Source organism: Confluentibacter flavum, from assembly GCF_002843175.1.
GTDB classification, from domain to species: Bacteria; Bacteroidota; Bacteroidia; order Flavobacteriales; family Flavobacteriaceae; genus Confluentibacter; species Confluentibacter flavum.
This window is the reverse complement of record NZ_PJEO01000005.1, coordinates 1-22,892: the sequence shown is the minus strand read 5'-3', so window position 1 is coordinate 22,892 and position 22,892 is coordinate 1. Positions and strand designations below refer to the sequence as shown.

General features: G+C 34.1%; 20 protein-coding genes. 12 read left to right on the top strand and 8 right to left on the bottom strand.

The window, feature by feature from the left end:
- The 5 genes from CSW08_RS01050 to msrA all read right to left on the bottom strand — a co-directional run.
- Positions 1-836: IS3 family transposase (locus tag CSW08_RS01050; protein ID WP_203226825.1), on the bottom strand; the 836-nt coding region annotated here is incomplete at its 3' end.
- The gene (locus CSW08_RS18200) at positions 836-1,270 is read right to left on the bottom strand and encodes a transposase (RefSeq protein WP_203226826.1); all 435 of its coding nucleotides are present in this window, start codon (positions 1,268-1,270) and stop codon (positions 836-838) included. The genes CSW08_RS18200 and CSW08_RS01050, both read right to left, overlap by 1 nt.
- A 90-nt stretch (positions 1,271-1,360) precedes the next feature.
- Positions 1,361-1,639 carry a hypothetical protein gene (locus tag CSW08_RS01045; RefSeq protein ID WP_106658054.1) on the bottom strand — a complete coding sequence of 93 codons (279 nt, stop codon included), beginning with the start codon at positions 1,637-1,639 and terminating at the stop codon, positions 1,361-1,363.
- 73 nt (positions 1,640-1,712) lie between these two features.
- Positions 1,713-2,300 carry a GTP cyclohydrolase I FolE gene (gene folE, locus CSW08_RS01040; protein ID WP_106658053.1) on the bottom strand — a complete coding sequence of 196 codons (588 nt, stop codon included), beginning with the start codon at positions 2,298-2,300 and terminating at the stop codon, positions 1,713-1,715.
- A gap of 3 nt (positions 2,301-2,303) precedes the next feature.
- Complete coding sequence (msrA, locus tag CSW08_RS01035) at positions 2,304-2,849, bottom strand: peptide-methionine (S)-S-oxide reductase MsrA (protein WP_106658052.1); 546 nt, start codon at positions 2,847-2,849, stop codon at positions 2,304-2,306.
- 162 nt (positions 2,850-3,011) lie between these two features.
- Here msrA and CSW08_RS01030 point away from each other — a divergent pair, with 162 nt between their 5' ends.
- Positions 3,012-5,450 carry a DUF5916 domain-containing protein gene (locus CSW08_RS01030; RefSeq protein ID WP_106658051.1) on the top strand — a complete coding sequence of 813 codons (2,439 nt, stop codon included), beginning with the start codon at positions 3,012-3,014 and terminating at the stop codon, positions 5,448-5,450.
- Positions 5,451-5,500: 50 nt separating this feature from the next.
- Positions 5,501-6,163 carry an ABC transporter ATP-binding protein gene (locus tag CSW08_RS01025; protein WP_106658050.1) on the top strand — a complete coding sequence of 221 codons (663 nt, stop codon included), beginning with the start codon at positions 5,501-5,503 and terminating at the stop codon, positions 6,161-6,163.
- On the opposite strand, the gene CSW08_RS01020 is transcribed toward CSW08_RS01025, so the two are convergent.
- Both CSW08_RS01020 and CSW08_RS01015 read right to left on the bottom strand, forming a co-directional pair.
- On the bottom strand, positions 6,155-7,309 hold the full coding sequence (locus CSW08_RS01020) for a PepSY-associated TM helix domain-containing protein (protein WP_106658049.1): 1,155 nt from the start codon (positions 7,307-7,309) through the stop codon (positions 6,155-6,157). The genes CSW08_RS01025 and CSW08_RS01020 overlap by 9 nt on opposite strands.
- Positions 7,310-7,366: 57 nt before the next feature.
- Complete coding sequence (locus tag CSW08_RS01015) at positions 7,367-9,757, bottom strand: TonB-dependent receptor (protein WP_106658058.1); 2,391 nt, start codon at positions 9,755-9,757, stop codon at positions 7,367-7,369.
- A gap of 193 nt (positions 9,758-9,950) precedes the next feature.
- On the opposite strand from CSW08_RS01015, the gene CSW08_RS01010 reads away from it, so the two are divergent.
- The 3 genes from CSW08_RS01010 (at position 9,951) to CSW08_RS01000 (ending at position 14,161) form a co-directional block, all read left to right on the top strand.
- Positions 9,951-10,715: a TIGR02757 family protein gene (locus CSW08_RS01010; protein ID WP_106658057.1), complete on the top strand. Its 765-nt coding sequence runs from the start codon at positions 9,951-9,953 to the stop codon at positions 10,713-10,715.
- A gap of 140 nt (positions 10,716-10,855) precedes the next feature.
- Positions 10,856-12,346 (top strand): alkaline phosphatase PhoX, encoded by a 1,491-nt coding sequence (locus CSW08_RS01005; RefSeq protein WP_203226827.1) that lies wholly within the window; start codon positions 10,856-10,858, stop codon positions 12,344-12,346.
- Between the two features lie 21 nt (positions 12,347-12,367).
- Positions 12,368-14,161: a cytochrome-c peroxidase gene (locus CSW08_RS01000; protein WP_106658055.1), complete on the top strand. Its 1,794-nt coding sequence runs from the start codon at positions 12,368-12,370 to the stop codon at positions 14,159-14,161.
- A gap of 49 nt (positions 14,162-14,210) precedes the next feature.
- Here CSW08_RS01000 and CSW08_RS00995 read toward each other — a convergent pair whose 3' ends face one another.
- Positions 14,211-16,106 (bottom strand): M61 family metallopeptidase, encoded by a 1,896-nt coding sequence (locus CSW08_RS00995; protein ID WP_106658048.1) that lies wholly within the window; start codon positions 16,104-16,106, stop codon positions 14,211-14,213.
- 85 nt (positions 16,107-16,191) lie between these two features.
- On the opposite strand from CSW08_RS00995, the gene CSW08_RS00990 reads away from it, so the two are divergent.
- The 7 genes from CSW08_RS00990 to CSW08_RS00965 all read left to right on the top strand — a co-directional run.
- Entirely contained in the window at positions 16,192-17,199 is a 1,008-nt protein-coding gene (locus CSW08_RS00990) for a glycosyltransferase family 2 protein (RefSeq protein ID WP_106658047.1), read from the top strand.
- A 181-nt stretch (positions 17,200-17,380) separates the two neighbouring features.
- Positions 17,381-19,306: a vWA domain-containing protein gene (locus tag CSW08_RS00985; protein ID WP_106658046.1), complete on the top strand. Its 1,926-nt coding sequence runs from the start codon at positions 17,381-17,383 to the stop codon at positions 19,304-19,306.
- Positions 19,303-20,559 carry a dihydroorotase gene (locus CSW08_RS00980; RefSeq protein WP_106658045.1) on the top strand — a complete coding sequence of 419 codons (1,257 nt, stop codon included), beginning with the start codon at positions 19,303-19,305 and terminating at the stop codon, positions 20,557-20,559. Before CSW08_RS00985 ends, CSW08_RS00980 begins: the two co-directional genes overlap by 4 nt.
- Positions 20,560-20,561: 2 nt before the next feature.
- Positions 20,562-20,909, top strand: a complete 348-nt coding sequence (locus CSW08_RS00975; RefSeq protein ID WP_106658044.1) for a hypothetical protein — start codon at positions 20,562-20,564, stop codon at positions 20,907-20,909.
- Positions 20,902-21,558 carry an alpha/beta hydrolase gene (locus tag CSW08_RS00970; protein WP_106658043.1) on the top strand — a complete coding sequence of 219 codons (657 nt, stop codon included), beginning with the start codon at positions 20,902-20,904 and terminating at the stop codon, positions 21,556-21,558. Before CSW08_RS00975 ends, CSW08_RS00970 begins: the two co-directional genes overlap by 8 nt.
- A 64-nt stretch (positions 21,559-21,622) precedes the next feature.
- Positions 21,623-22,057: a transposase gene (locus tag CSW08_RS18195; RefSeq protein WP_203226826.1), complete on the top strand. Its 435-nt coding sequence runs from the start codon at positions 21,623-21,625 to the stop codon at positions 22,055-22,057.
- A partial coding sequence (locus CSW08_RS00965) for an IS3 family transposase (protein WP_203226825.1) occupies positions 22,057-22,892 on the top strand: 836 nt, incomplete at its 3' end. The genes CSW08_RS18195 and CSW08_RS00965, both read left to right, overlap by 1 nt.

Below are 22,892 nucleotides of genomic sequence, written 5' to 3'. Positions count from 1 at the left end.
TATTTAGTTTTATAGGTTTTCATTTTAAGTTTGTTTTGCTGGTGCATTAGATTTGGAGTCAGCATATGATTTGATAAATGCGGTCTTTTTTCATTATAAATCGCTACTGTTTCTTTAATTATTTGCTTCATAATTGGTAAGTCTTTGTTGTATTTGTCAATATTGAATTCCTGCTTTAAGATGCCGTTTATTCTTTCTGCCACAGCATTTTCGTAGGGATCAGAGTTTTGGGTCATACTTGGGTTTATTTTGTGCTTACTGAGTTCTTTTTGATATTCATTGGCGCAATATTGCAATCCTCTGTCAGAATGGTGTATCAACGGTAATCCCGTGTTTCCTCTCTGCTTAACAGCTAGTTTCAAAGCTACCAAACTGCTTTCTGTATTTAAATTATCAGACACATTATAGCCCACTATTTTCTTTGAATAAGCATCAGTTATCAAACTTAAATAACAAGGTTTCTCTCGTTTTCCGATATAAGTGATGTCCGACACCCAAACCTGTTCTGGCCTGGTTATTTGTAAATCCAGTAGTTGGTTTTTGTACTTTCTAAAGCGATGGTGTGAGTTTGTGGTTATGTGGTACGAACGCTTTGGAACGATCAATAAGTGGTTGGCCCTTAGTATATCAATAAATTTATCCCTTCCTATTTTCAATGTTTTTAAATCTTGATTTAGTAAATAGTACAACTTTTTGGCTCCTAACCTTGGCATTTGTGTTCTGATTTCTAAAACCATTTTCACAACCAATGCTGCCTTGTCCTGCTTGATAATGCGACGTTTTATACTTCGATAATAAACCTGTCTGTCTACCCCGAACAAAGTACAGGCAAACATTACTGTTTGTTTTTCTTGTTCTTTAAAATGGTCGATTGTTCGGGTGACGAGTTTTTTCGGATGTCAATTTGATATTCTTTTTCGGCAATATCAATCATCATATCGAATATGATGGCCTTCTTATCGGCAACGAAAGCTTGCTGTTCTAAAAATGCTTTTTGCTTTTCAAGTAGCTTGACCTTTGCTTCCAGTTCCATTATTTTTTGTTCAGGGGATTTTGGCATATTGGAGGGCGTTTTGTTTTCCCAATCAAAGCTACCAAATTTTCTTAACCATTCAACTATTGTTGAACGTGCCTGGATCCCATATTTGCGGCAAGCTTCATGAGTTGACAACTTGCCATGTTCAATTTCCTGAACTACTTGTAGTTTAAAAGACATTGTGTAGTCTTTCTGTGTACGCTTTACATAGCGGTTTTCTTGGTGGTTTTCCATAAGGATACTTTTTGTGTATCGCTATTTCAGGACAAGACACAACTATAAAACAAAAAAATCCCTTTCAAACTAATGAAAGGGATTTTTTTATTATTTAATTTCTATAACTTTATCTTTATCTCCTTTTTTATTAAATACGTAAGTGTAAATCCACATCAATGTAAATGATGGAATAAAATCCACTAAAGGTAATGCCTCTTCAATAAAAGAAATAGCAGCTGCCACTTTACCCGAAGTCCCTTTGTAAAGCCTAGTCATCAAATAGGCCGATAATGGTGCCCAAAGAAAATCAAATGGTGGGAATATATACGATATGTAACCACAGCCGTCAAATAAAAGCCCCAACAAGAGCTTTTTGTTTTTACTCATAGAGTCATTCATAATGTTGTAATGTAATAAATGGTGTTATTAGCAATAATCAACTCAATAAATATACCAAAATCTACTTACCAATCAGCTTCAAAAATTCATTTCTGGTTTCAATCTTTTCAAACTGGCCCCGAAACCCCGATGTTGTTGTAATGGAATTTTGTTTTTGGACCCCGCGCATCATCATACACATATGGGAGGCTTCAATAACAACTGCTACACCTTGTGGTTTTAACGTATCATTGATGCAATCTAAAATCTGTTCGGTTAAACGTTCTTGTACTTGCAATCGCCTAGAAAAAATATCAACAATTCTTGGCAATTTACTAAGACCTACAATGTGGCCATTAGGAATGTAGGCAATATGTGCCTTACCAAAAAATGGTAATAAATGATGCTCACAAAGTGAATACAACTCAATGTCTTTTACAATGACCATTTCATTATAAGACTCTTTAAACATAGCACTTTTAAGCACCTTTATAGGGTCTTGATGATAGCCTTGTGTTAAAAATTGCATGGCCTTGGCGGCACGTTCGGGGGTTTTTAACAAACCATCCCTTTCTGTATCCTCGCCTAAATCCTTAATAATATTTTTATACCGCTCCCTAACATCGTCCGTTATCTGAATGTTGTACTCTTCAAATTTTTTATATGGCATGATTTAAATGGTCTTTAATTTATTTGAATAGGATGCTTTTAGCTTTTTCAATTTGGGATTTATAACAAACTGGCAATAAGCTTGCTCGCTATTTTGATGGTAATAATTTTGATGATAGTCTTCTGCGTTATAAAACACTTCTGAGGGCACGACTTCGGTAACTATAGGATTATCAAAAACATGTTCTTTTTCAAGATAATCTATGAAACTTTCAGCCACTCCTTTTTGAATTTCATCATTATAAAATATGGATGATCGGTATTGTGTACCAACATCATTCCCTTGCCTATTCAATGTGGTTGGGTCGTGTGTCGCAAAGAAAATCTCTAAAAGTTCTTTATAACTTATTTTATTTTCATCGTAAAATATTTGAATAGCTTCAGCATGCCCTGTACGACCAGTACAAATTTCCCTGTAAGCAGGATTTTTTATTTGACCGCCCGTATATCCTGAAATTATTTTTTCGACACCTTCGAGTCTTAAAAAAACAGCTTCTGTACACCAAAAGCATCCACCAGCAAATGTGGCAACCTGTAAATTATTTTTCATAGCCTTTAAAGTTAAGTTAGTAGTATGTAATAACAAAAACTTACATATAACAATTTTAACTTTAAATTATGAAAAACAAAAAAACCATGAATTATTTTTGCTTAAAAACCTGTTTCTACTGAGGTTTTTTTTAATTTTTTCAGCTAAATCAAATAAAAATCAATGAGATTTTATTTTTTCATTTCATTTTTCACATTATGCAGTTTTTTAGGTTATTCTCAAGAGAAAAAAACATATAATATTAAACGAACCCAGACACCTCCAAAAATAGACGGCATTTTAAATGATGAAGTTTGGAAAATAGCTGATGAGGCTAAAGATTTTACCCAGTATAGACCAGGTTTAGGAATTCAAGACACCTTGGGTATAAAAACTATAGTTAAATTAACTTATGATGACAACGCCATATATTTAGGAGCTTACCTTTACGATGATCCCTCAAAAATTATGAGTCAAATCAATTCGAGGGATAATTTTGGACAATCGGACAGTTTTGGTTTAATTCTAAACCCAAATAATGATGCTCAAAATGACACTAATTTTTACGTACTGAGTTCTGGCACTCAACTAGATGCCATTGCTAATCCAAGTATTCGTGAAGATTTTAGCTGGAATGCGGTTTGGGAAAGTAAAGTCAATATTGTTGATGATGGCTGGGTAGTTGAAATGAAAATACCATATAGATCGCTCCGGTTTTCAAATAAAGAAGTACAGATATGGGGGGTACAATTTCAAAGAGGTTTCAGAAGAGATCAATCGGAATATAGCTGGAACCCTATAAATCCAACAAAAGGAAATATCGGTTTATATCATGGAGAAATAAGATATTTAGAAAATATTCAGCCCCCCTTAAGATTAAGTTTTTATCCGTTTACATCTGGAATAGTAAACGACTTTGATGGTGAAACCACAACCGACTTAAAGTTTGGGCTCGATGTAAAATATGGCATCACAGAAAATTTTACATTGGATGCTACCTTGATACCCGACTTTAGCCAAGCTGGTTTTGATAATTTAGAATTAAATTTGGGCCCTTTTGAGCAGACGTTTTCTGAGCAACGCCAGTTCTTCACCGAAGGTGTCGATTTATTTGACAAAGGTAATTTGTTTTTCTCAAGACGTGTTGGGAGTGGCCCTAGTGCAAGGATAGATTTGAATGATGACGAAGTGATTGTTAGCAATCCCAATACTGTTAAAGTTTTGAATGCAGTTAAAATTTCTGGTCGCACCAAGAAAGGGCTTGGTATTGGTATATTTAATGCCATTACAGAAGTAACCTATGGCACAACAAGAGATACTATAACTGGAAATATTAGAGAACAAGTTCTAGAGCCATTAACTAATTATAACATTTTAGTTGTTGACCAACAATTCAATAGAAATTCTTCTGTAAGCCTTATCAACACTAATGTAACCCGCAATGGTAATTTTAGGGATGCTAATGCAACCGGCTTGGTTTTTGATATTTCAGATGGTAGTAATACTTACAATATAAGTGGGCAAGCTAAAATGAGTCATCTCAATTTGGCAAATGACAGTTCGTCTACAGGTTATAATACTTTTTTGAGAATAGGAAAAACAGGTGGTAATTTTAGATATAATATTGACCATAGATACTCAGATACTAAATATAATATTAATGATTTAGGGCTAAATAGAAGAAATAATTTTAGCAATATTGGTGTAGATTTATCCTATAGAATTTTTGAGCCAACAAAAATTTTTAATAACTACTTCATTACTACATCTTTCAATTATAATAAATTAGCAAACCCAAATGTATTTACAGGTGTCGAATTAGGTCTTAGATTTTTTTCTCAAACTAGGAAACTTATAGGTATAAGTGGAAATATTGATTACGAACCCGGTAAACAATATGATTATTTTGAACCAAGAGTTAATGGTCGCTATTTTATATATGAAGATCGATTGATATCCAACTTACGAATTTCAACGAACAGCAATAAAATATTTTCTGCTAATTTTAGTTTCGGAAACACTGTTTTCTTTGAAAACGGAAGGGATTCCAAAGAATATTCATTCAGTGTCAGTCCTAGGATACGGTTTAGTGATAAGTTCTTATTGGACTATACCTATGAATATAGTATAAACAACAATGATAGAGGGTACACTTCTCGGATAGGTAATGATATTATTTTTGGTGAACGGGATAGAAATATTCAGGAAAATAGATTAAGAGTCAATTATTCATTCAACCCATTCCATGCCCTATCCTTAACCTTTAGGAACTATTGGGATACGGTAGAATACAAAGAAAATCTTTTTACACTTCAAGAAAATGGTAGGTTAACTCAAAACTTAGGTTACTCAGTCGATGACCTAAATAATAATCCAAACATTAATTTTAATACCTGGAATTTAGATTTAAATTATACATGGCAGTTTGCACCTGGTAGTTTTTTAACCGCATTGTACAGAAATCAATTATTTAATCGAGATAATGCTGCATCAGACACTTATGGTGCAAGTTTAAGCACGTTATTTGCTCAACCTATACAAAATATTTTTTCATTACGTATCCAGTATTTTATAGATTATTCTACGCTTAAAAATGTATTCGTTAAGAAAAATGAATCTTAATTGTACATCACATCTTAAAGTAGTAAATTCACAGCTGTTATTTATTACAGATGATTCAAGCAAAAAATATTCATAAATACTACAACGATTTACACGTTTTAAAAGGCGTTGATATCCATGTAAAAACAGGTGAAGTCGTTTCTATTGTGGGTGCCTCGGGTGCTGGTAAAACAACTCTGTTACATATTCTAGGAACATTAGACCGAGCCTCCAATAAAGAAGATTTTAATCTTACCATAAACGACACAAATATTAATTCATTGAATGATAAAGCCTTGGCGAAATTCAGAAATGAACACATTGGTTTTATTTTTCAGTTCCATCAACTTTTACCCGAATTTACCGCTTTAGAAAATGTGTGTTTGCCTGCTTTTATAAAAGGCACAAAAAAATCGGATGCCGAAACTAAAGCTAAAGAACTTTTGGATTTCTTGGGCCTATCTCACAGATATAACCATAAACCAAACGAACTTTCCGGTGGCGAACAGCAACGTGTGGCTGTTGCTAGAGCTTTAGTGAATAGTCCTGGACTCATATTTGCAGATGAACCTTCTGGAAATTTGGATAGTGAATCGGCCGAAAATTTACACAACCTATTTTTTCAACTCCGAGATGAATTTGGTCAAACCTTTGTGATTGTAACCCATAATGAAGAGCTAGCCAATTTAGCAGATAGAAAATTAACTATGGTTGATGGAAAAATTTTAATATGATGCCTCTAAAGTATTTACTTTAGTTATCTTTTCCTTTTTATGTTTTCTACCATACCACAAAAGTATGCCCGTTACTGGTAATGTCACCGTAAGCAAACTTACCAAAAATGCAATTATTTTACCCGCTAAACCACCAATGGCTCCAATATGGATGTCGTAGTTCATTCTTATTATTTTATCACCTACTTCGGCATCACTGTACTTGCCGTAAATACCTGGTGTTTCTATTTCTTCTAAGGTATTTTGATCGAAGAATCTGAAATCAGAATCATAATAAATCCCTTCACTATTTGAAACCTCCACATAAATACTAGAAGCCTCCGAATCGGGATAATGCAACTCAATACTTTCCGCATGAGGCAATTCCTGTTGAAGTTTTGCGATTAAATAGTCCATAGGCACCACTTTCTCAGTCTGTTTAAAATCGCCACTAATATTTTCTGGAATAATAAATTCTGCGACTTTATCGCCTCCGGCAGATTTATAAACGACGTACTTAAGCCAATTATACGACATGATTGACCCTGTAAATGCCAGTACCAAAGCCAATGAACAAATATAGAACCCAACAATTGTATGTAAATCAAAATTTTTACGTTTCCAACGTGTGGTAGGCTTCCATATAAACTGTAATCGTTGTTTTAAGTTTTTACGCTTTTTAGGAATCCACAAAATAAATCCGGAAACGATGATGAAAATGAATAATAAAATAGAGGCACCAACCACTTGTTCGCCAATGTCTTTTGGCAACCATAATCGCATGTGGCCTTTTAATATAAACGCAAAAAAACCAGACAGGTGGTCTTCAATATGAATAATATTCCCTGTATAAGGATTTACAAAAACACTTTGATAAAATTCTGGTTCTGCATCATAGAAAATAACTTCAATAGCTTCATTCTTATTACTAAACAAACTTCCATGTATCGTATTATTTGGAAATACGGAAGCCCCAATATTTTTAACTTCGGTTGGTGTTAATATGGGTTTATCTTGTTTTTCAACAATTTTATAATCTGTATATAAACTTTCAATTTCATCTTTAAATGCCCAACAACAACCCGTTATGGCAACTATTAAAACAACAATACCTGTTATTAATCCTAAAATTTTATGAAGCGTAAGAATGCTTTTTCTATAACCCATATTTTACGTGTAAAAGGGCAATTTTTTTGATTGCCCTTTGTGTATTTAATATTTATCTTAAAATTTATAGGTGAAATTTGCCAATAAAGCCCTTGGAGCTTGTGGATTTATGGTAGTCCATCCCTTGTAATATTCTTTATTAAACGCATTGTTCAATTTCAAACCAATACTATACTTGTCTGCCACATAAAAAATAGTGGCATTGGCAATGGTGTACGCTGGCAATATAAATTCTCCCGTAGATTCGTAATTAATGGCAAAACGTTCACTACCGCCATTAAACCCAAAACCAAGTCCGAAACCATCAAGCTCACCTTCTTGAAACTCGTAAGTCGTCCAAAAGTTATATAGCGTTTTTGGCCCCGCATCCAATGGTCTTCTGTTTAAAATATTGGTGTTATCAGATTTAGTAGTTTCACTGTCATTATTACTAAAACCAGCTCTAATATTCAATCCTTTGGTTGGGTTGGCATTTACTTCAATCTCAAAACCTTTGCTTTCAACCTCACCACCTTGAATTTTATTAAACGGTGAAGCAGGATCTGTAATCACTCTATCTTTTACTTTAATATCATAATAACTTGCAGTAACATTTAATTTATTTTTGAACAAGTTTGTTTTCACACCAAACTCAAACTGATTGGCTTGTTCCGGATCGAATGTTTTTAATGTTTGAAGACCAGCATTTGGATCTCCTACCATTTCTGGTGCCACATTGGTAAACCCATTTTGATAATTTGCAAAAATCGATAATTCATTTAAAATAGGCTGATACATCAATCCTACTTTAGGTGAAAAAGTGGTTTGGTCGTAATCATCATCTGTATTGGTTATGTCACCTTTATTATCAAATCGGTCTAAACGAAGTCCAACCATAGCCGATAGGTTTTGTGTAATATTCAATACATCAGAAACATATAAACTATAAATTTCATATTGGGATTTTGCGTTATTAACTCCGACCGATTGAAGTGCTGCATCAACGCCTGCGGTTGATAATGGATAACCTGCTTCTTCACCTCCATCTGGGGTTACACTTCCATAATAAGCATAACCAGTTCCGTTATCGGTAGATGTTACACTTAAAAAATCCAATCCAATAACCACTCTATTTCTTAAATCAGCAATTTTAAAATCGCCAATAAAGTTTTGTTGAATATCAGTCGTTTGCGTATTGGCATTTTGCTTGTTTAAATATCTCGAAAATGTAATATCTGTGTTACCTCCAAAATCGTATAAGTACGTATAATAGCCTTTTGTTGAAGTGGTACTTTTTGAAAGCAATGTTTGAGATTGCCATGTATCGGACAAGTTGTAATCCGTTTGAATTCTGTAATTCTGCGTCGGATTTTCAAGAGATAAATCGTTGCTGGTAAAAGACAACTTATTATTATAACCTAACTCATCAAGATTGGTTGCCACAGAAGGTGCAGCCCTGTTTAAAAATAAAAAGGTTGGGTTTGTTTGTTCAGCTTGAGTAATTTCCCCATAAAATGAAAACGATAATCTGTTGTTTACTTTATATGATAATGAAGGCGCAATAAAAAACGACTTTCTAAACCCAGCATCTTGAAAACTTTGTTCTGTTGAATACGATGTATTTAATCTGAAATAGATATTATTTTCTTTATCCAACGCCGTGTTAAAATCGCCCGTTATTTGATTAAGTCCGTAAGACCCTGAGGTAAAAGACACTTCACCACCTTGACCAACATACGGTTTTTTAGTCACCACATTAATCAACCCACCATACGATGTTACGGCATTTCCAAATAATGTAGCTGATGGTCCTTTTACGACTTCTATGCGTTCTATGTTTGCTGGATTGATAGTACCGTTTGTTAAACCTGGTAATCCGTTTACTAATTGTGGTTGTACTGAAAAACCACGTAATGAATAATAACCCGCACCGTCGCCACCTCGACCTGTAGACGCCCATAAGCTTTCTACACCAACAGCATTTTTAAGCGCATCATCAAAATTGGTGACCAATTGAGATTGTAATAACTCTGTTGTAATGGTGCTGTAAACTTGAGTATTCTCTATATCCTTTAATGGAAGTTTAGAAACATAGGCCGTTTCCTTTCTTGAAAACTTGTTGGTTCTTTCTCCGTTTACAACCACTTCATCTAAAATTTCATTGCCTTCATATAAAGTGATATTGCCCAAATCTATGGTTTCATTATTACTGATTTTAAAAGGAATTTCTTTTGATTTAAAGCCCAAGTAAGAAACATTAAGTATATAATCCCCACTTGTAATGCTTGAAATTTCAAAAAAACCATTTTCGTTGGTTTGTGTACCTTTAGTGGTACTTTTTAAACTAACGTTGACACTTATAAGGCTAGTATGGTTATAATCTTGAATGGTTCCTTTAACCGTTCCGCTTTGCGAAAAACCTATGGCATTTATAACCAAAATAAAAAGGATGGTAAGTTGTTTTTGCATTTTAATTTTATTTAGACTTAATATAAATAATGATTTTGATGCAAAAATATATACCGAAATTGGTTTTTGCAAATTATTTAGAATAAATCTAAATAAAAATTTATAATTGATTGAATAACTTAATTTTACAAGGCCACTTTTGAAGAATAACAAAATTAAAATACCTTATTTTTGCACTTTTAAAACAAAAAAATTGAATAAAAAAGAGTTAAAAGATTTTCTTGATACTAAAGTTAAACAATACAACCAGCCCCGTTTTATAGAAAGTGATCCTATTCGAATTCCACATCAATTCAGCAACAAAGAAGATATTGAAATAGCTGGTTTTTTAACGGCGTCCATCGCTTGGGGAAACAGAAAAAGCATTATTAATAATGCCAAACGTTTGATGGATTTGTTAGATAATTCACCTTATGATTTTATAATAAACCATTCTGAAAATGATTTAGAAAAACTTCAGCCTTTCGTGCACAGAACATTTAATGCAGATGACTGTGCCCAGTTTATAAAATCATTAAAGCATATTTATTTAAACCATAACGGATTGGAATCTGTATTCGCTAAACATGCCGAAACCAATTCCATACAAACAGCCATTTCAAAATTTAAAACCACTTTTTTTGAAATGGAGCATTTACCCAGAACCCAAAAACACATTAGTGATCCTTTAAAAAATTCGGCCGCAAAACGCATCAATATGTTTTTACGTTGGATGGTGAGGGACAATAAAACGGGCGTGGATTTTGGTATTTGGAAAACGCTCTCCCCAAGCCAACTGTCATGTCCCTTAGATGTGCATTCGGGTAATGTGGCACGTAAATTAGGATTGCTACACAGAAAACAAAACGATGCCAAAGCCTTATTGGAATTGGATACGGCTTTAAGAAAACTTGACCCCAAAGATCCTGTGAAATATGACTTTGCTTTATTCGGATTGGGTGTTTTTGAAGGATTTTAGTTTTAACCCCATATTTAATACTAAATTAACTTAATAACATTAAGGTAACAAAATCTTTATCTAATGCCAATGTTACCATAACATTTTTGAAAATGATTAGAGATAATTTTACAAGTGTAATTAATCTAATCAAAATCAAAATGAAAAAAACAATTTTATTTGGAATAGCCATAGGAGCTATTTTAACATCCTGTGATAAAGATGTTTCAGAGTTTTCAGCAAGTGAAGCTGACATCACCTTAAAATCCTCGAACAGTAAAAAAGATGGTATTCAATTTATCGATCGTTCTGTAAGCCCTAACTTTTTAGTTTTAAAACCTGGGTTCAATAATGTTTCTGTTACAACCTTATTATCTTCAGAAGATGTTTTACAACAATCTGCTGATTTTATTTATGGTAGTATGGCAGATGGAGCCGGACTTCTTAAAGACACCAATGGAAAGTACACATTAATAAACAACCTTGAAGCAGACTATTCTATAGCCAGAATAACTTTCGACAAAACACTCATGCCCGTTAAAGGTGAATACATTTTAAATGCAGAAGCTACAGCTTATACTGCGCAATGTTCTGGTTCGCTTATTACTCCAGAAGAACATGGTTTTGGACCATTATACCTATCTGGTGGTGAGTGGGGTGGTTCTTCTAAAGGTGTTTTTGTAACGGATCCCTATAAAAAATCTAAAGATGCTAGCGCTTTTGAAATGCTATCTGCTTTTGGCCAATGGTCTACAGAAAATGCAGTAGTAATTGGTAAGGATGCTTACCCAGGAAAAACAATTGCTTTTATTGGCGATGACCATTCGGATGACAATACGCCATCTGGTCAATTGGGTATGTATGTTGGTAATCACGGGGACTTATATGGTGGTAAATTATACGGTTTAAAAGTTACTGATATTAATATAAATTTTGAAGTTGAAATGACTGAAGGGCAATCTTACCCTATAGAATTTGTTCAGTTAGAAGAAACCAATATTGATTTATTGGATGCCGAAGCTAAAGCAAAGGGTGTGATGGGCTTTTCAAGACTTGAAGACATTGACTGGAGACGTGGATCTGCTGCCAATAATAGGGAAATATATTTTTGTGTTACAGGCCGTAAAAAATCTGGCTTAGTAGGTAAAGGCACCACATATGGTCGGATTTACAAAGTGGTGTTAAATGAAAATGACCCAACAGCAGCAGGAACAATTACTTGTGTTTTGGATGGTGATATCTTAGACGGTAAAGCAAAAGCATTCCATAGTCCTGATAATATTTTAGTAACAGAAAATTATGCATATATTCAAGAAGATCCTAATGGATATTTTGATACTGCAGACAAACAACATTTTGCAAGTCTATATCAATACAATTTAAATACTGGCGAATTTAAAACAGTTCTAGAATGTGATCAAACGGCTGCTGAGGCTGCAGGTTATGGGCCAGCAAATTCTCCATGGGAAATCACTGGAATGATTGATGTCTCTGATGTTGTAAATAAAGAGAACACATTCTTACTAATTACACAAAATCATGGTTGGGTACCTTTAGATGGTTCTTCATTTACAGATCCTAACGCCAACCCAGATTTAGAAAACGAAAAAGAAGGAAGTATGCTTTACTTAATTCACGGATTAGAGAGATAAAATATGCATAAATCATTTTTTATGATAAAAAAGACACACGTTTTAATCGTGTGTCTTTTTAGCTTTTTAATATTTTCCTGCAAGCAAGAAAATAGTACTACACAACAACTCAGTGCTATTGATGGGTTAACTTTAAGTTACAAACAAGATTTAAAGTATTGCATTTCTTATTTAGACTCTTTAGTAAATTCATCCTCAAATAAAGAAATTGCTTTACAACATTATCTATCAGCAAGAGATTATTTTAAAAAATGTGAACCTATCTTAGCATTTGCCGATTCTGAAAACTACAAAGCCTTAAACCAGCCAAATATTTTAAAAGTGGAAGAAGAAGATGCTACCGATATAAAAATAAAAGAACCTTTTGGTTTTCAAGTTATTGAGGAAGCCTTATTTGATGAATCTTTAAGTACACTGGAATTAAATCGTATTTGCGAAAAGACAAAAAACAGATTAGAATTGGTTTACAAAACCACTAATTTAAAATTAAAAGATTACCATGTGCTTTGGCTAATTCGAGACGAAATAAATCGCATAGCCCTAACAGGGATAACCGGGTTTGATTCTCCAGTTTTGGAACGTTCGTTAGAGGAAGCTATAATTTCATATAAAGGCATCAAAGAAATATTAACTATTTATAAAGATCATTTTAAATCTGAGAAGGTTTATGATTCTTGGTCAACTGAAATAGATAATACAATCCAAACACTTAATGGTACATTTGAAACATTCAATCGTTACAGTTTCATAAAAAACCATACACACCGACAGCTCACATTAATTTTAGATTCTAAAGAAGATTGGGGTACTGATTTTCCCTATCAACTTGCTTTTAAGGATAATGTAGTATCCCTTTTCTCTAAAAATACATTCAATTTAGAATACTTTGCTTCAGAAAAGTTTGATACCATATCCCCTGAAAAAGTAAAATTGGGTGAAAAATTATTTAATGAGAAAGCACTTTCTAAGAACAATACGATTAGTTGTGCTACTTGTCATCAAGCAGATAAATACTTTACCGATGGTAAAAAAATAGCTTCTGGTGTAACGAGAAACAGTCCGACACTTTTGTACGCAGCACTACAGCAAAAGTTTTTTTACGATAACCGTGCAGGTAACCTTGAGGGACAAATTGTATCTGTTGTAAACAATGCCAACGAATTCCACACCGATTTAAAACACTTGGAAACGGTAGTAAAAAATAATGCGGAATATAAGGAAGCCTTTTCAAAAATATATAAAGACAGTATTACTCAGAACCAAGTGAGAAACGCCATAGCAACATTTATAAGGAGCTTAACACCCTTTAATTCCAAATTCGATAAAAACATAAACGGCTTAGAAAATACACTTACAACATCTGAAATTAATGGGTTTAATATTTTTATGGGCAAAGGAAAATGTGCTACTTGTCACTTCCCTCCTCTTTTTAATGGTACCGTACCTGTAACTTATAAAGAAAGCGAGATGGAATTGATTGGTGTACCCAAAACAAACGACACCATTAATGCCGAAATAGATAATGACTTGGGTAGGTTCTTGGTTTTTGGCACAAAACAAAAAAAGCATTTCTTTAAAACTCCAACTATTAGAAATATTGAAAAAACCGCACCATATATGCACAACGGTGTTTTTAATACGCTGGAAGAAGTAGTTGATTTTTATAATAAAGGTGGCGGGGCAGGACTTGGTATAGATTCAGAGTTTCAAACCTTACCCCCTGACGAATTGAATTTAAACAAACAGGAGGTTTCAGAATTGGTTGTTTTTATGAAAACACTAACAGATTCCTTGAGCATAAACAAAAAAACCTGAGACTATTCTCAGGTTTTTTTTTCCAATTTACAATCTAACTTTATATTGTTTAGCCTTTTAACCAAGCTTCACGCAAATCCATTTGTTGCTTTGTAGCATCTGCTTTTGCTTTTAGGACTTCTCCTTTTGTATAAGATTGAACCGTAGTTGTTTTTATGTCAATATCTTCCCCGCCTCTATTCAATTTAACGCTAACATCTTGTCCAACCTTCCACATAAATACTTGTTGTAAAACGTTATTTGCATTTTGCATGGTTAAATCGGTCCCATCAATGCTTTTAATAATATCAGCAGGTTTTACACCTAAATCATTCCAAAAGCTGTTTTCTTGTACCGCATCCGTAAAGAAAATAGTGCCGTATTGTGGATTTCCTGAAATAATTAATGTGCCGCCGTTCATAATAAAATTGGTTTCAACGTTATCATCTTCCACTATTTCTAATCCGACTTTATCAAAAAAATCAGTATAATTTATAGGTGTTGTACCGACCACATGGGTGTTTAAAAATGTTCCTATTGAAGGATAAGTCATGGCTGTTATTTCATCAATAAGTGTATCGTCTTCAAACGGTTTGTTTACGCCGTATTTATTAGATAATTCTTTCATTAAAGATAAAATACCTCGTTGTCCGTTACTTTCCTCTCTCATCAAAATATCGATACACATACCAATTAAAGCGCCTTTTTGATAAACGTTTAGGTATTGATCTGAATACGGTTTATCAATCACATTTTCACTCATTACAGTAAAACTCATGGTGTCATCTAATTGTAATGAGTGTTGAATTTTTTCATATATAGAACTGTAAAACTTGTCCTCTGTTACCAAGCCTTGATCCACTTGAAACAAGGTTGCGAAATATTCGGTGACACCTTCATACATCCATAAATGTTTTGAGAATGTTGGATTGTTGTAATCAAAGTAATGAATGTCTTCAGAATGAACACTTAAAGGTGTTACTATATGAAAAAATTCATGGGATACCACATCAATCATCCCTTCATCTAAATCTTCGGCAGGATAATCTTCGGGCATCACAACCACTGTGGATTTATGGTGTTCTAAAGCTCCAAAACCTTTAGGGGACCCTTCACTTCCATCAGATAAATAAAGGAAAATATCGTATCGTGGTGTGCTGTCAATATCTCCCAAAAATGTTTTTTGAGCTTCCATCATTTTAAGCATGGCAGGTTTTAACGATTCTGCTGAATGTACTTTATTTGGAGAATACACACTCAATACAATTTTAATATCGCCGACTTTAAATTCTTCAACGCTTAGATTTCCATACATCATTGGGTTGTCCGTAACATCAAAATACCTTGGTGCAATATAATTTGTTGTGATGGCTTTACCATCTGCACTTGTTGAACTTCCTGTTTCCTGTAATGCAGAAGAACGCACAAAATCTGCAGAGGCAGTAACATCCAGTTTGTACTGATTATTTTTTAAAGAGTCAAAATACCCTATAAACCCATGTAAATTCAATACGTAATTATCAGGTTCAATGTTGGTCCCAGATGGCGAAAAAGGTTGTTCTTTACCAATACCCCCTTCAGTTTCCTCATCAAAGGTATCGTTAACTAAATAGGTGATTTTATCCAATTGTTTGGCGTTTGCAATCGTCCACGTATTGTCATCTGTTTTCACAACGGATAACTCATTGCCTTTATAATCGTAGGCTTTAAAATCGTCTACATACTTGCCAAAATTGCTTATCGAGTACGTTCCTTGAACAACTTTTGGCAATCTGTACGTCACATTATCAATATTGAATCTTCCAGGATTGATGGTTACTGGTACTTTATCGTTTTCAACTTTTGTTAAATCTATTGAAGTTTCTATAGGCAAAGCAGTTGCCAAATCATTACCAATTGTTTGAGTCGAAGTACAACCAACAAATAGCATTCCCGCAAACAAGGCGGATAAAATTCTTGTTTTCATGTAATTTTTTTAAATTCTTTAAATGGACGTCAAAATTAAGATTATGTTACACCTTTCTTTCACAAGGTTGTGTTAAATTAGCACGATGCAACAGCCACTAATAAGCGTTCTTATTCCGTTCAAAAATACTGAAATTTATCTTACAGACTGCTTGGAGTCCGTATTAATTCAGACCTACAAAAATTGGGAAGTTATCATCGTTGATGATGGCTCAACCGACTCCAGTTATACCTTAGTTGAATTATATGCTTTAAAGGACAACCGAATTAAGCTTTACAAAAACACAGGCAACGGTATTATTGATGCCTTACAATTGGCTTTTAAGCACAGCCAAGGAGATTTTATTTCACGAATGGATAGTGATGATATTATGCACCCCAATAAGTTAAACACTTTAGCAACCAATTTAATGACTTACGGAAGGCATCATGTGGCGGTTGGTTTGGTAAACTATTTTTCGGATGAAGGCATTAAAGAAGGCTACGGCAATTATGAAACTTGGCTTAATAATTTGACTAAAACAGGAACCAATTATTCAGAAATTTATAAAGAATGTGTCATTCCTTCCCCTTGTTGGATGATACATCGGGATGATTTGATGGCTTGCGATGCTTTTAATGCAAATACATATCCAGAGGATTACGATTTAGCCTTCCGGTTTTACAAACACGGTTTTAAATGTATTCCTTGTAATAGCATTTTGCATTATTGGCGCGACTATAGTACACGAACTTCCAGAACACACATCCATTATGCCCAAAACCATTTTACTTCACTTAAAATCCATCATTTTTTAGATATTGATTACAATAAAAATAAAACCTTGAATATTTGGGGCGCGGGTAATAAAGGAAAAATAATCGCCAAAACACTGGTGGAAAAGAACATCCCTTTTGAATGGATTTGTGATAACCCCAAGAAAATCGGACGCGATATTTACGGCAAAAAACTAAAAGCTTTTAATGAATTGAAAACCATTGAAAATCCGCAAAGCATCATCACGGTAGCCAATAAAAAAGCACAAACAGAGATTAGGACTTTTTTGAATGTATTAAACATGAAACCCATAGAAGATTATGTTTTCTTTTGTTAATTCTATCCCTTGCCCTTTCCAAAGGAAAGGGAATTTGTTCTTGTCTTCTCTTATAATGAAAAAATGTTTACTTTTGAAATGAGCAAAAAAATAAAATTAATAATTATTGCCATGTTCATTAGCGAATTGCATCTGACCTATAAAAATCAATAAAATACACAGATGAAAAATACCAAACACAATGCAGTTTAAACACCCTGAACTTCTTTACGCTCTACTTTTACTGCTAATTCCCATTATAGTCCATCTATTTCAACTAAGAAAGTTTCAAAAAGAAGCGTTTACCAATGTGGCGTTTTTAAAAGAAGTCACTTTACAAACCCGCAAAAGTTCGCAATTAAAAAAATGGCTAACATTACTAACCAGATTGTTATTGCTTGCCTGTATCATTTTAGCATTTGCCCAACCATTTACGGCGAAATCCAATGCCTTTAAAACTGAAAGTGAAACCGTTATTTACTTAGACAATTCGTTTAGCATGCAAGTAAAAGGTAACCAAGGCGACCTTTTAAAACGTGCCGTTCAAGACATTATAAGCAATGTCCCTGAAAATAACACCATCTCGCTGTTAACGAATGATAACACGTATAAAAACACCTCCATCAAAGCTATTAAAAATGACTTGCTGCAACTAGATTATTCAGCAAAATCACTAACTTATGATGCGGCATTATTAAAAGCCAAAACACTTTTCAGTAAAGATAAAGGTTCTTTAAAAAACATTGTTTTCATTTCAGATTTTCAACAACAAGCAACCAATTTTAATCCGACAACAGATTCTCTTACCAATATATTGGCTGTTAAACTGGAACCTGTGAACATTAATAATGTGTCCATTGATAGTGCTTATATTTCGAACACCACAGCTTCAAACTTTGAGCTTACGGTAGAATTACAACATACTGGAACGCCCATTGAGAATTTGCCCGTATCGCTTTATAATGATGATCAATTAATTGCAAAAACATCGGTTGCCATAAATACTAATGCCAAAACAACATTTTCATTACCAACAAACACCATTATTAATGGCAAAATAAGTATTGACGATGCCAATTTACAATACGATAACGATCTGTTTTTCAACATCAATAAAGTCGAAAAAATTAACGTGTTAAGTATCAATGCTGAAGATGATTCGTTTTTAAAACGTATTTATACCGAAGATGAATTTAATTATACTGCAACCACCGTTGACCAATTAAACTTTAACGATTTAGAAAAACAAAACCTGATTGTTTTAAACGAACTAACAACCATTCCAAATACTTTAGTTTCGGTTTTAAAAACGTTTACCGACCAAGGTGGTTATATCACGATCATTCCTTCAAAAGACATTGTCATCCCATCTTATAACGATTTACTGGTAAATTTCAGCGCTGGTTTCAGCAATGTGGTTCAAGCCGAAAAATACATCACCACTATTAATTATTCACATCCCATATACAGCAACGGCGTGTTTGAAAAAGAGGTGAAAAATTTTCAATATCCGCTAATTACTAGTTTTTACAATCTGTCAAATCAGGCAGGTGGTTCTGTTTTACAATACGAAGACAGTAAACCCTTTTTAGTACAAAGCAAAAACGCCTTTATATTTACCGCTGCCTTGAATAATGACAATTCAAATTTTAAAAATTCGCCTTTAATTGTCCCCACATTGTATAACATGGCAAAAAACAGTTTTAAAGTACCCGCCATTTATTATTCCATCGGACAAGACAATAGTTTTAATGTGACTGTTCAACTGAATCAAGATGATATTTTATCGATTGTTAATACGGATTTAAATATCATTCCCAAACAGCAATACTTCAATAATAAAGTGCTCATAAACACATTTGAAGACCCCGCTATTTCTGGTATTTATACTATTAAAAACAAGAATGAGAACATACAAAATGTGAGCTATAATTATAATCGTGCCGATAGCGACTTAACCTATCAAGATCTTTCAAACTTAGATAACATCACACTTAGTGATTCTGTTACAGATAGTTTTGACATCATAAAAAGTGATACAAATGTGAATGCCTTGTGGAAATGGTTTGCTACTTTTGCACTGGTGTTCTTGATTATTGAAATGCTCATCTTAAAATACTTTAAATGAACATACTTATAAAGTCTGCAACAATTATTGATCCTAAAAGCGAGTTTCATAACACAACTCAAGATCTATCAATTGAAAACGGTGTTATTACCAATATTGGAAGTAACCTAAAAAACCCTAAAAATTACCAAGAAATCGCACTCGAAAACCTTCATATCTCACAAGGTTGGTTTGATAGTAGCGTGTGTTTTGGTGAGCCCGGTTTTGAAGAGCGCGATACCATTGCCAACGGCCTAAAAACGGCTGCTGCTTCTGGATTTACAGCGGTTGCCATGAATGCCAACACACACCCAATTTTAGACACGAGTTCTGATATTGAATTTGTCAACACAAAAGCTAAAAACCATGCCGTAACCTTATTGCCCATTGGGGCTTTAACAAAAGACGGCAAAAGTGAAGATTTAGCCGAATTATATGATATGACACAAGCTGGTGCGGTTGCTTTTTACGACTACCAAAAGCCGGTAAGCAGTCCGAACCTCTTAAAAATTGCATTACAATATGCCATGAATTTTGGTGGCTTGGTTTGCTCATTTCCGCAGGAAAATAAAATTTCCGGATTGGGCGTTATGAATGAAAACATTACGAGTACCTCATTAGGCTTAAAAGGAAATCCGACCCTAGCCGAAGAACTTCAAGTCGCTAGGGATTTGTTTTTACTGGAATATACGGGCGGAAAATTGCATATTCCAACCATATCTTCTGCAACATCGGTAGCCTTAATTCGCGAAGCAAAAAAGAAAAAACTGGACGTGACTTGTAGCGTTGCCATACATAACCTGTATTTTACAGATGATATTATAACCGACTTTAACACCCATTTTAAAGTGATGCCACCCTTACGAACCCAAGCAGATGTTGAGGCACTCATTGAAGGTTTAAAAGACGGCACGATTGATATGGTGACTAGCGACCATAACCCGATTGACATTGAACACAAAAAAATTGAATTTGATTATGCTGCCAACGGTACTATTGGTTTAGAAAGTGCTTTTGGAGCCTTGCAAACCCTGTTCACCTTAAAGAAAACCATTGACTTTTTAACCAAAGGAAAATCGAGGTTTGGCTTGGAACAAATACCCATAAACATTGGAAACAAAGTAAATATCACACTTTTTAATCCAGATACTGAATACACATTTTCTACAAAAAACATAATCTCTAAATCAAAAAACAGCATTTTTGAGCATGAAACTCTAAAAGGAACCGTTTACGGCATCATCTCAAACAATCAAGTGGTATTAAATTCGTGATAATGACAGAACAAGATATTGAAAGAGGACGTAAACACGCCATTATTAGTTATTTAACCATTATAGGCGTTATCGTTGCATATTATTTGAATAATGAAGACGACAACAAAAGTGCTTTCGCAAGCTTTCATATAAGACAATCCTTAGGTTTATGGTTGACATTTTATGCACTAGGATACATTATTGGTAGTTTTGATAGCTGGTTGGTAACCTCTAGTTTTTATGTGTTTTTTGCCATTCTTTTTATTTACGGGTTTATAAATGCACTAAACAAAAAAGCACAAGCGGTTCCTTTATTAGGTACCTTTTATCAAAAAATATTTAAAAATCTAGGTCATTATAATGAGTAATCCTTCCCTATCATTACATCACATTATTAGAAAATCCACGCTAACTGAAAATGCACCATTATTAATCATGTTGCATGGTTATGGCAGTGATGAAAACGATTTATTTTCGTTTTCCACTGAATTACAAGACGATATTTTTATAATTTCTGTACAAGCACCTTATGCATTGGAACCGTATGGAAATGCCTGGTACACCATTAATTTTGATGCCGATATGGGAAAATGGAGTGATAACGAACAAGCCAAAGCATCCAGGGATTTAATAGCAACATTTATTGATGAAGCTGTTGAAACTTATCCTGTAAATAAAAGCAACGTCACACTTTTAGGCTTTAGCCAAGGCGCTATTTTAAGTTACGCCACGGCCTTAACCTATCCTGAAAAAGTTAAAAACATTATTGCCTTAAGTGGCTATGTAAATAAAGCTATTTTACCCGAAAATCTGGATAAAACAGACTTCTCCAAATTGGATTTTTACTGCTCGCACGGTAGCGTAGACCAAGTGATCCCAGTAGATTGGGCCAGACAAACAGCACCGTTTTTAAAAGCACTTAATATAAAACATGTCTATTCTGAATTTCCTGTAGGGCATGGTGTTGCTCCGCAAAATTTCTTTGAATTTAAAGATTGGTTGGGTAAGCGAGTTTAATAAAACTACAACCAACTTAATAATATGTCTTGTCCTGAAATAGCGATACACAAAAAGTATCCTTATGGAAAACCACCAAGAAAACCGCTATGTAAAGCGTACACAGAAAGACTACACAATGTCTTTTAAACTACAAGTAGTTCAGGAAATTGAACATGGCAAGTTGTCAACTCATGAAGCTTGCCGCAAATATGGGATCCAGGCACGTTCAACAATAGTTGAATGGTTAAGAAAATTTGGTAGCTTTGATTGGGAAAACAAAACGCCCTCCAATATGCCAAAATCCCCTGAACAAAAAATAATGGAACTGGAAGCAAAGGTCAAGCTACTTGAAAAGCAAAAAGCATTTTTAGAACAGCAAGCTTTCGTTGCCGATAAGAAGGCCATCATATTCGATATGATGATTGATATTGCCGAAAAAGAATATCAAATTGACATCCGAAAAAACTCGTCACCCGAACAATCGACCATTTTAAAGAACAAGAAAAACAAACAGTAATGTTTGCCTGTACTTTGTTCGGGGTAGACAGACAGGTTTATTATCGAAGTATAAAACGTCGCATTATCAAGCAGGACAAGGCAGCATTGGTTGTGAAAATGGTTTTAGAAATCAGAACACAAATGCCAAGGTTAGGAGCCAAAAAGTTGTACTATTTACTAAATCAAGATTTAAAAACATTGAAAATAGGAAGGGATAAATTTATTGATATACTAAGGGCCAACCACTTATTGATCGTTCCAAAGCGTTCGTACCACATAACCACAAACTCACACCATCGCTTTAGAAAGTACAAAAACCAACTACTGGATTTACAAATAACCAGGCCAGAACAGGTTTGGGTGTCGGACATCACTTATATCGGAAAACGAGAGAAACCTTGTTATTTAAGTTTGATAACTGATGCTTATTCAAAGAAAATAGTGGGCTATAATGTGTCTGATAATTTAAATACAGAAAGCAGTTTGGTAGCTTTGAAACTAGCTGTTAAGCAGAGAGGAAACACGGGATTACCGTTGATACACCATTCTGACAGAGGATTGCAATATTGCGCCAATGAATATCAAAAAGAACTCAGTAAGCACAAAATAAACCCAAGTATGACCCAAAACTCTGATCCCTACGAAAATGCTGTGGCAGAAAGAATAAACGGCATCTTAAAGCAGGAATTCAATATTGACAAATACAACAAAGACTTACCAATTATGAAGCAAATAATTAAAGAAACAGTAGCGATTTATAATGAAAAAAGACCGCATTTATCAAATCATATGCTGACTCCAAATCTAATGCACCAGCAAAACAAACTTAAAATGAAAACCTATAAAACTAAATA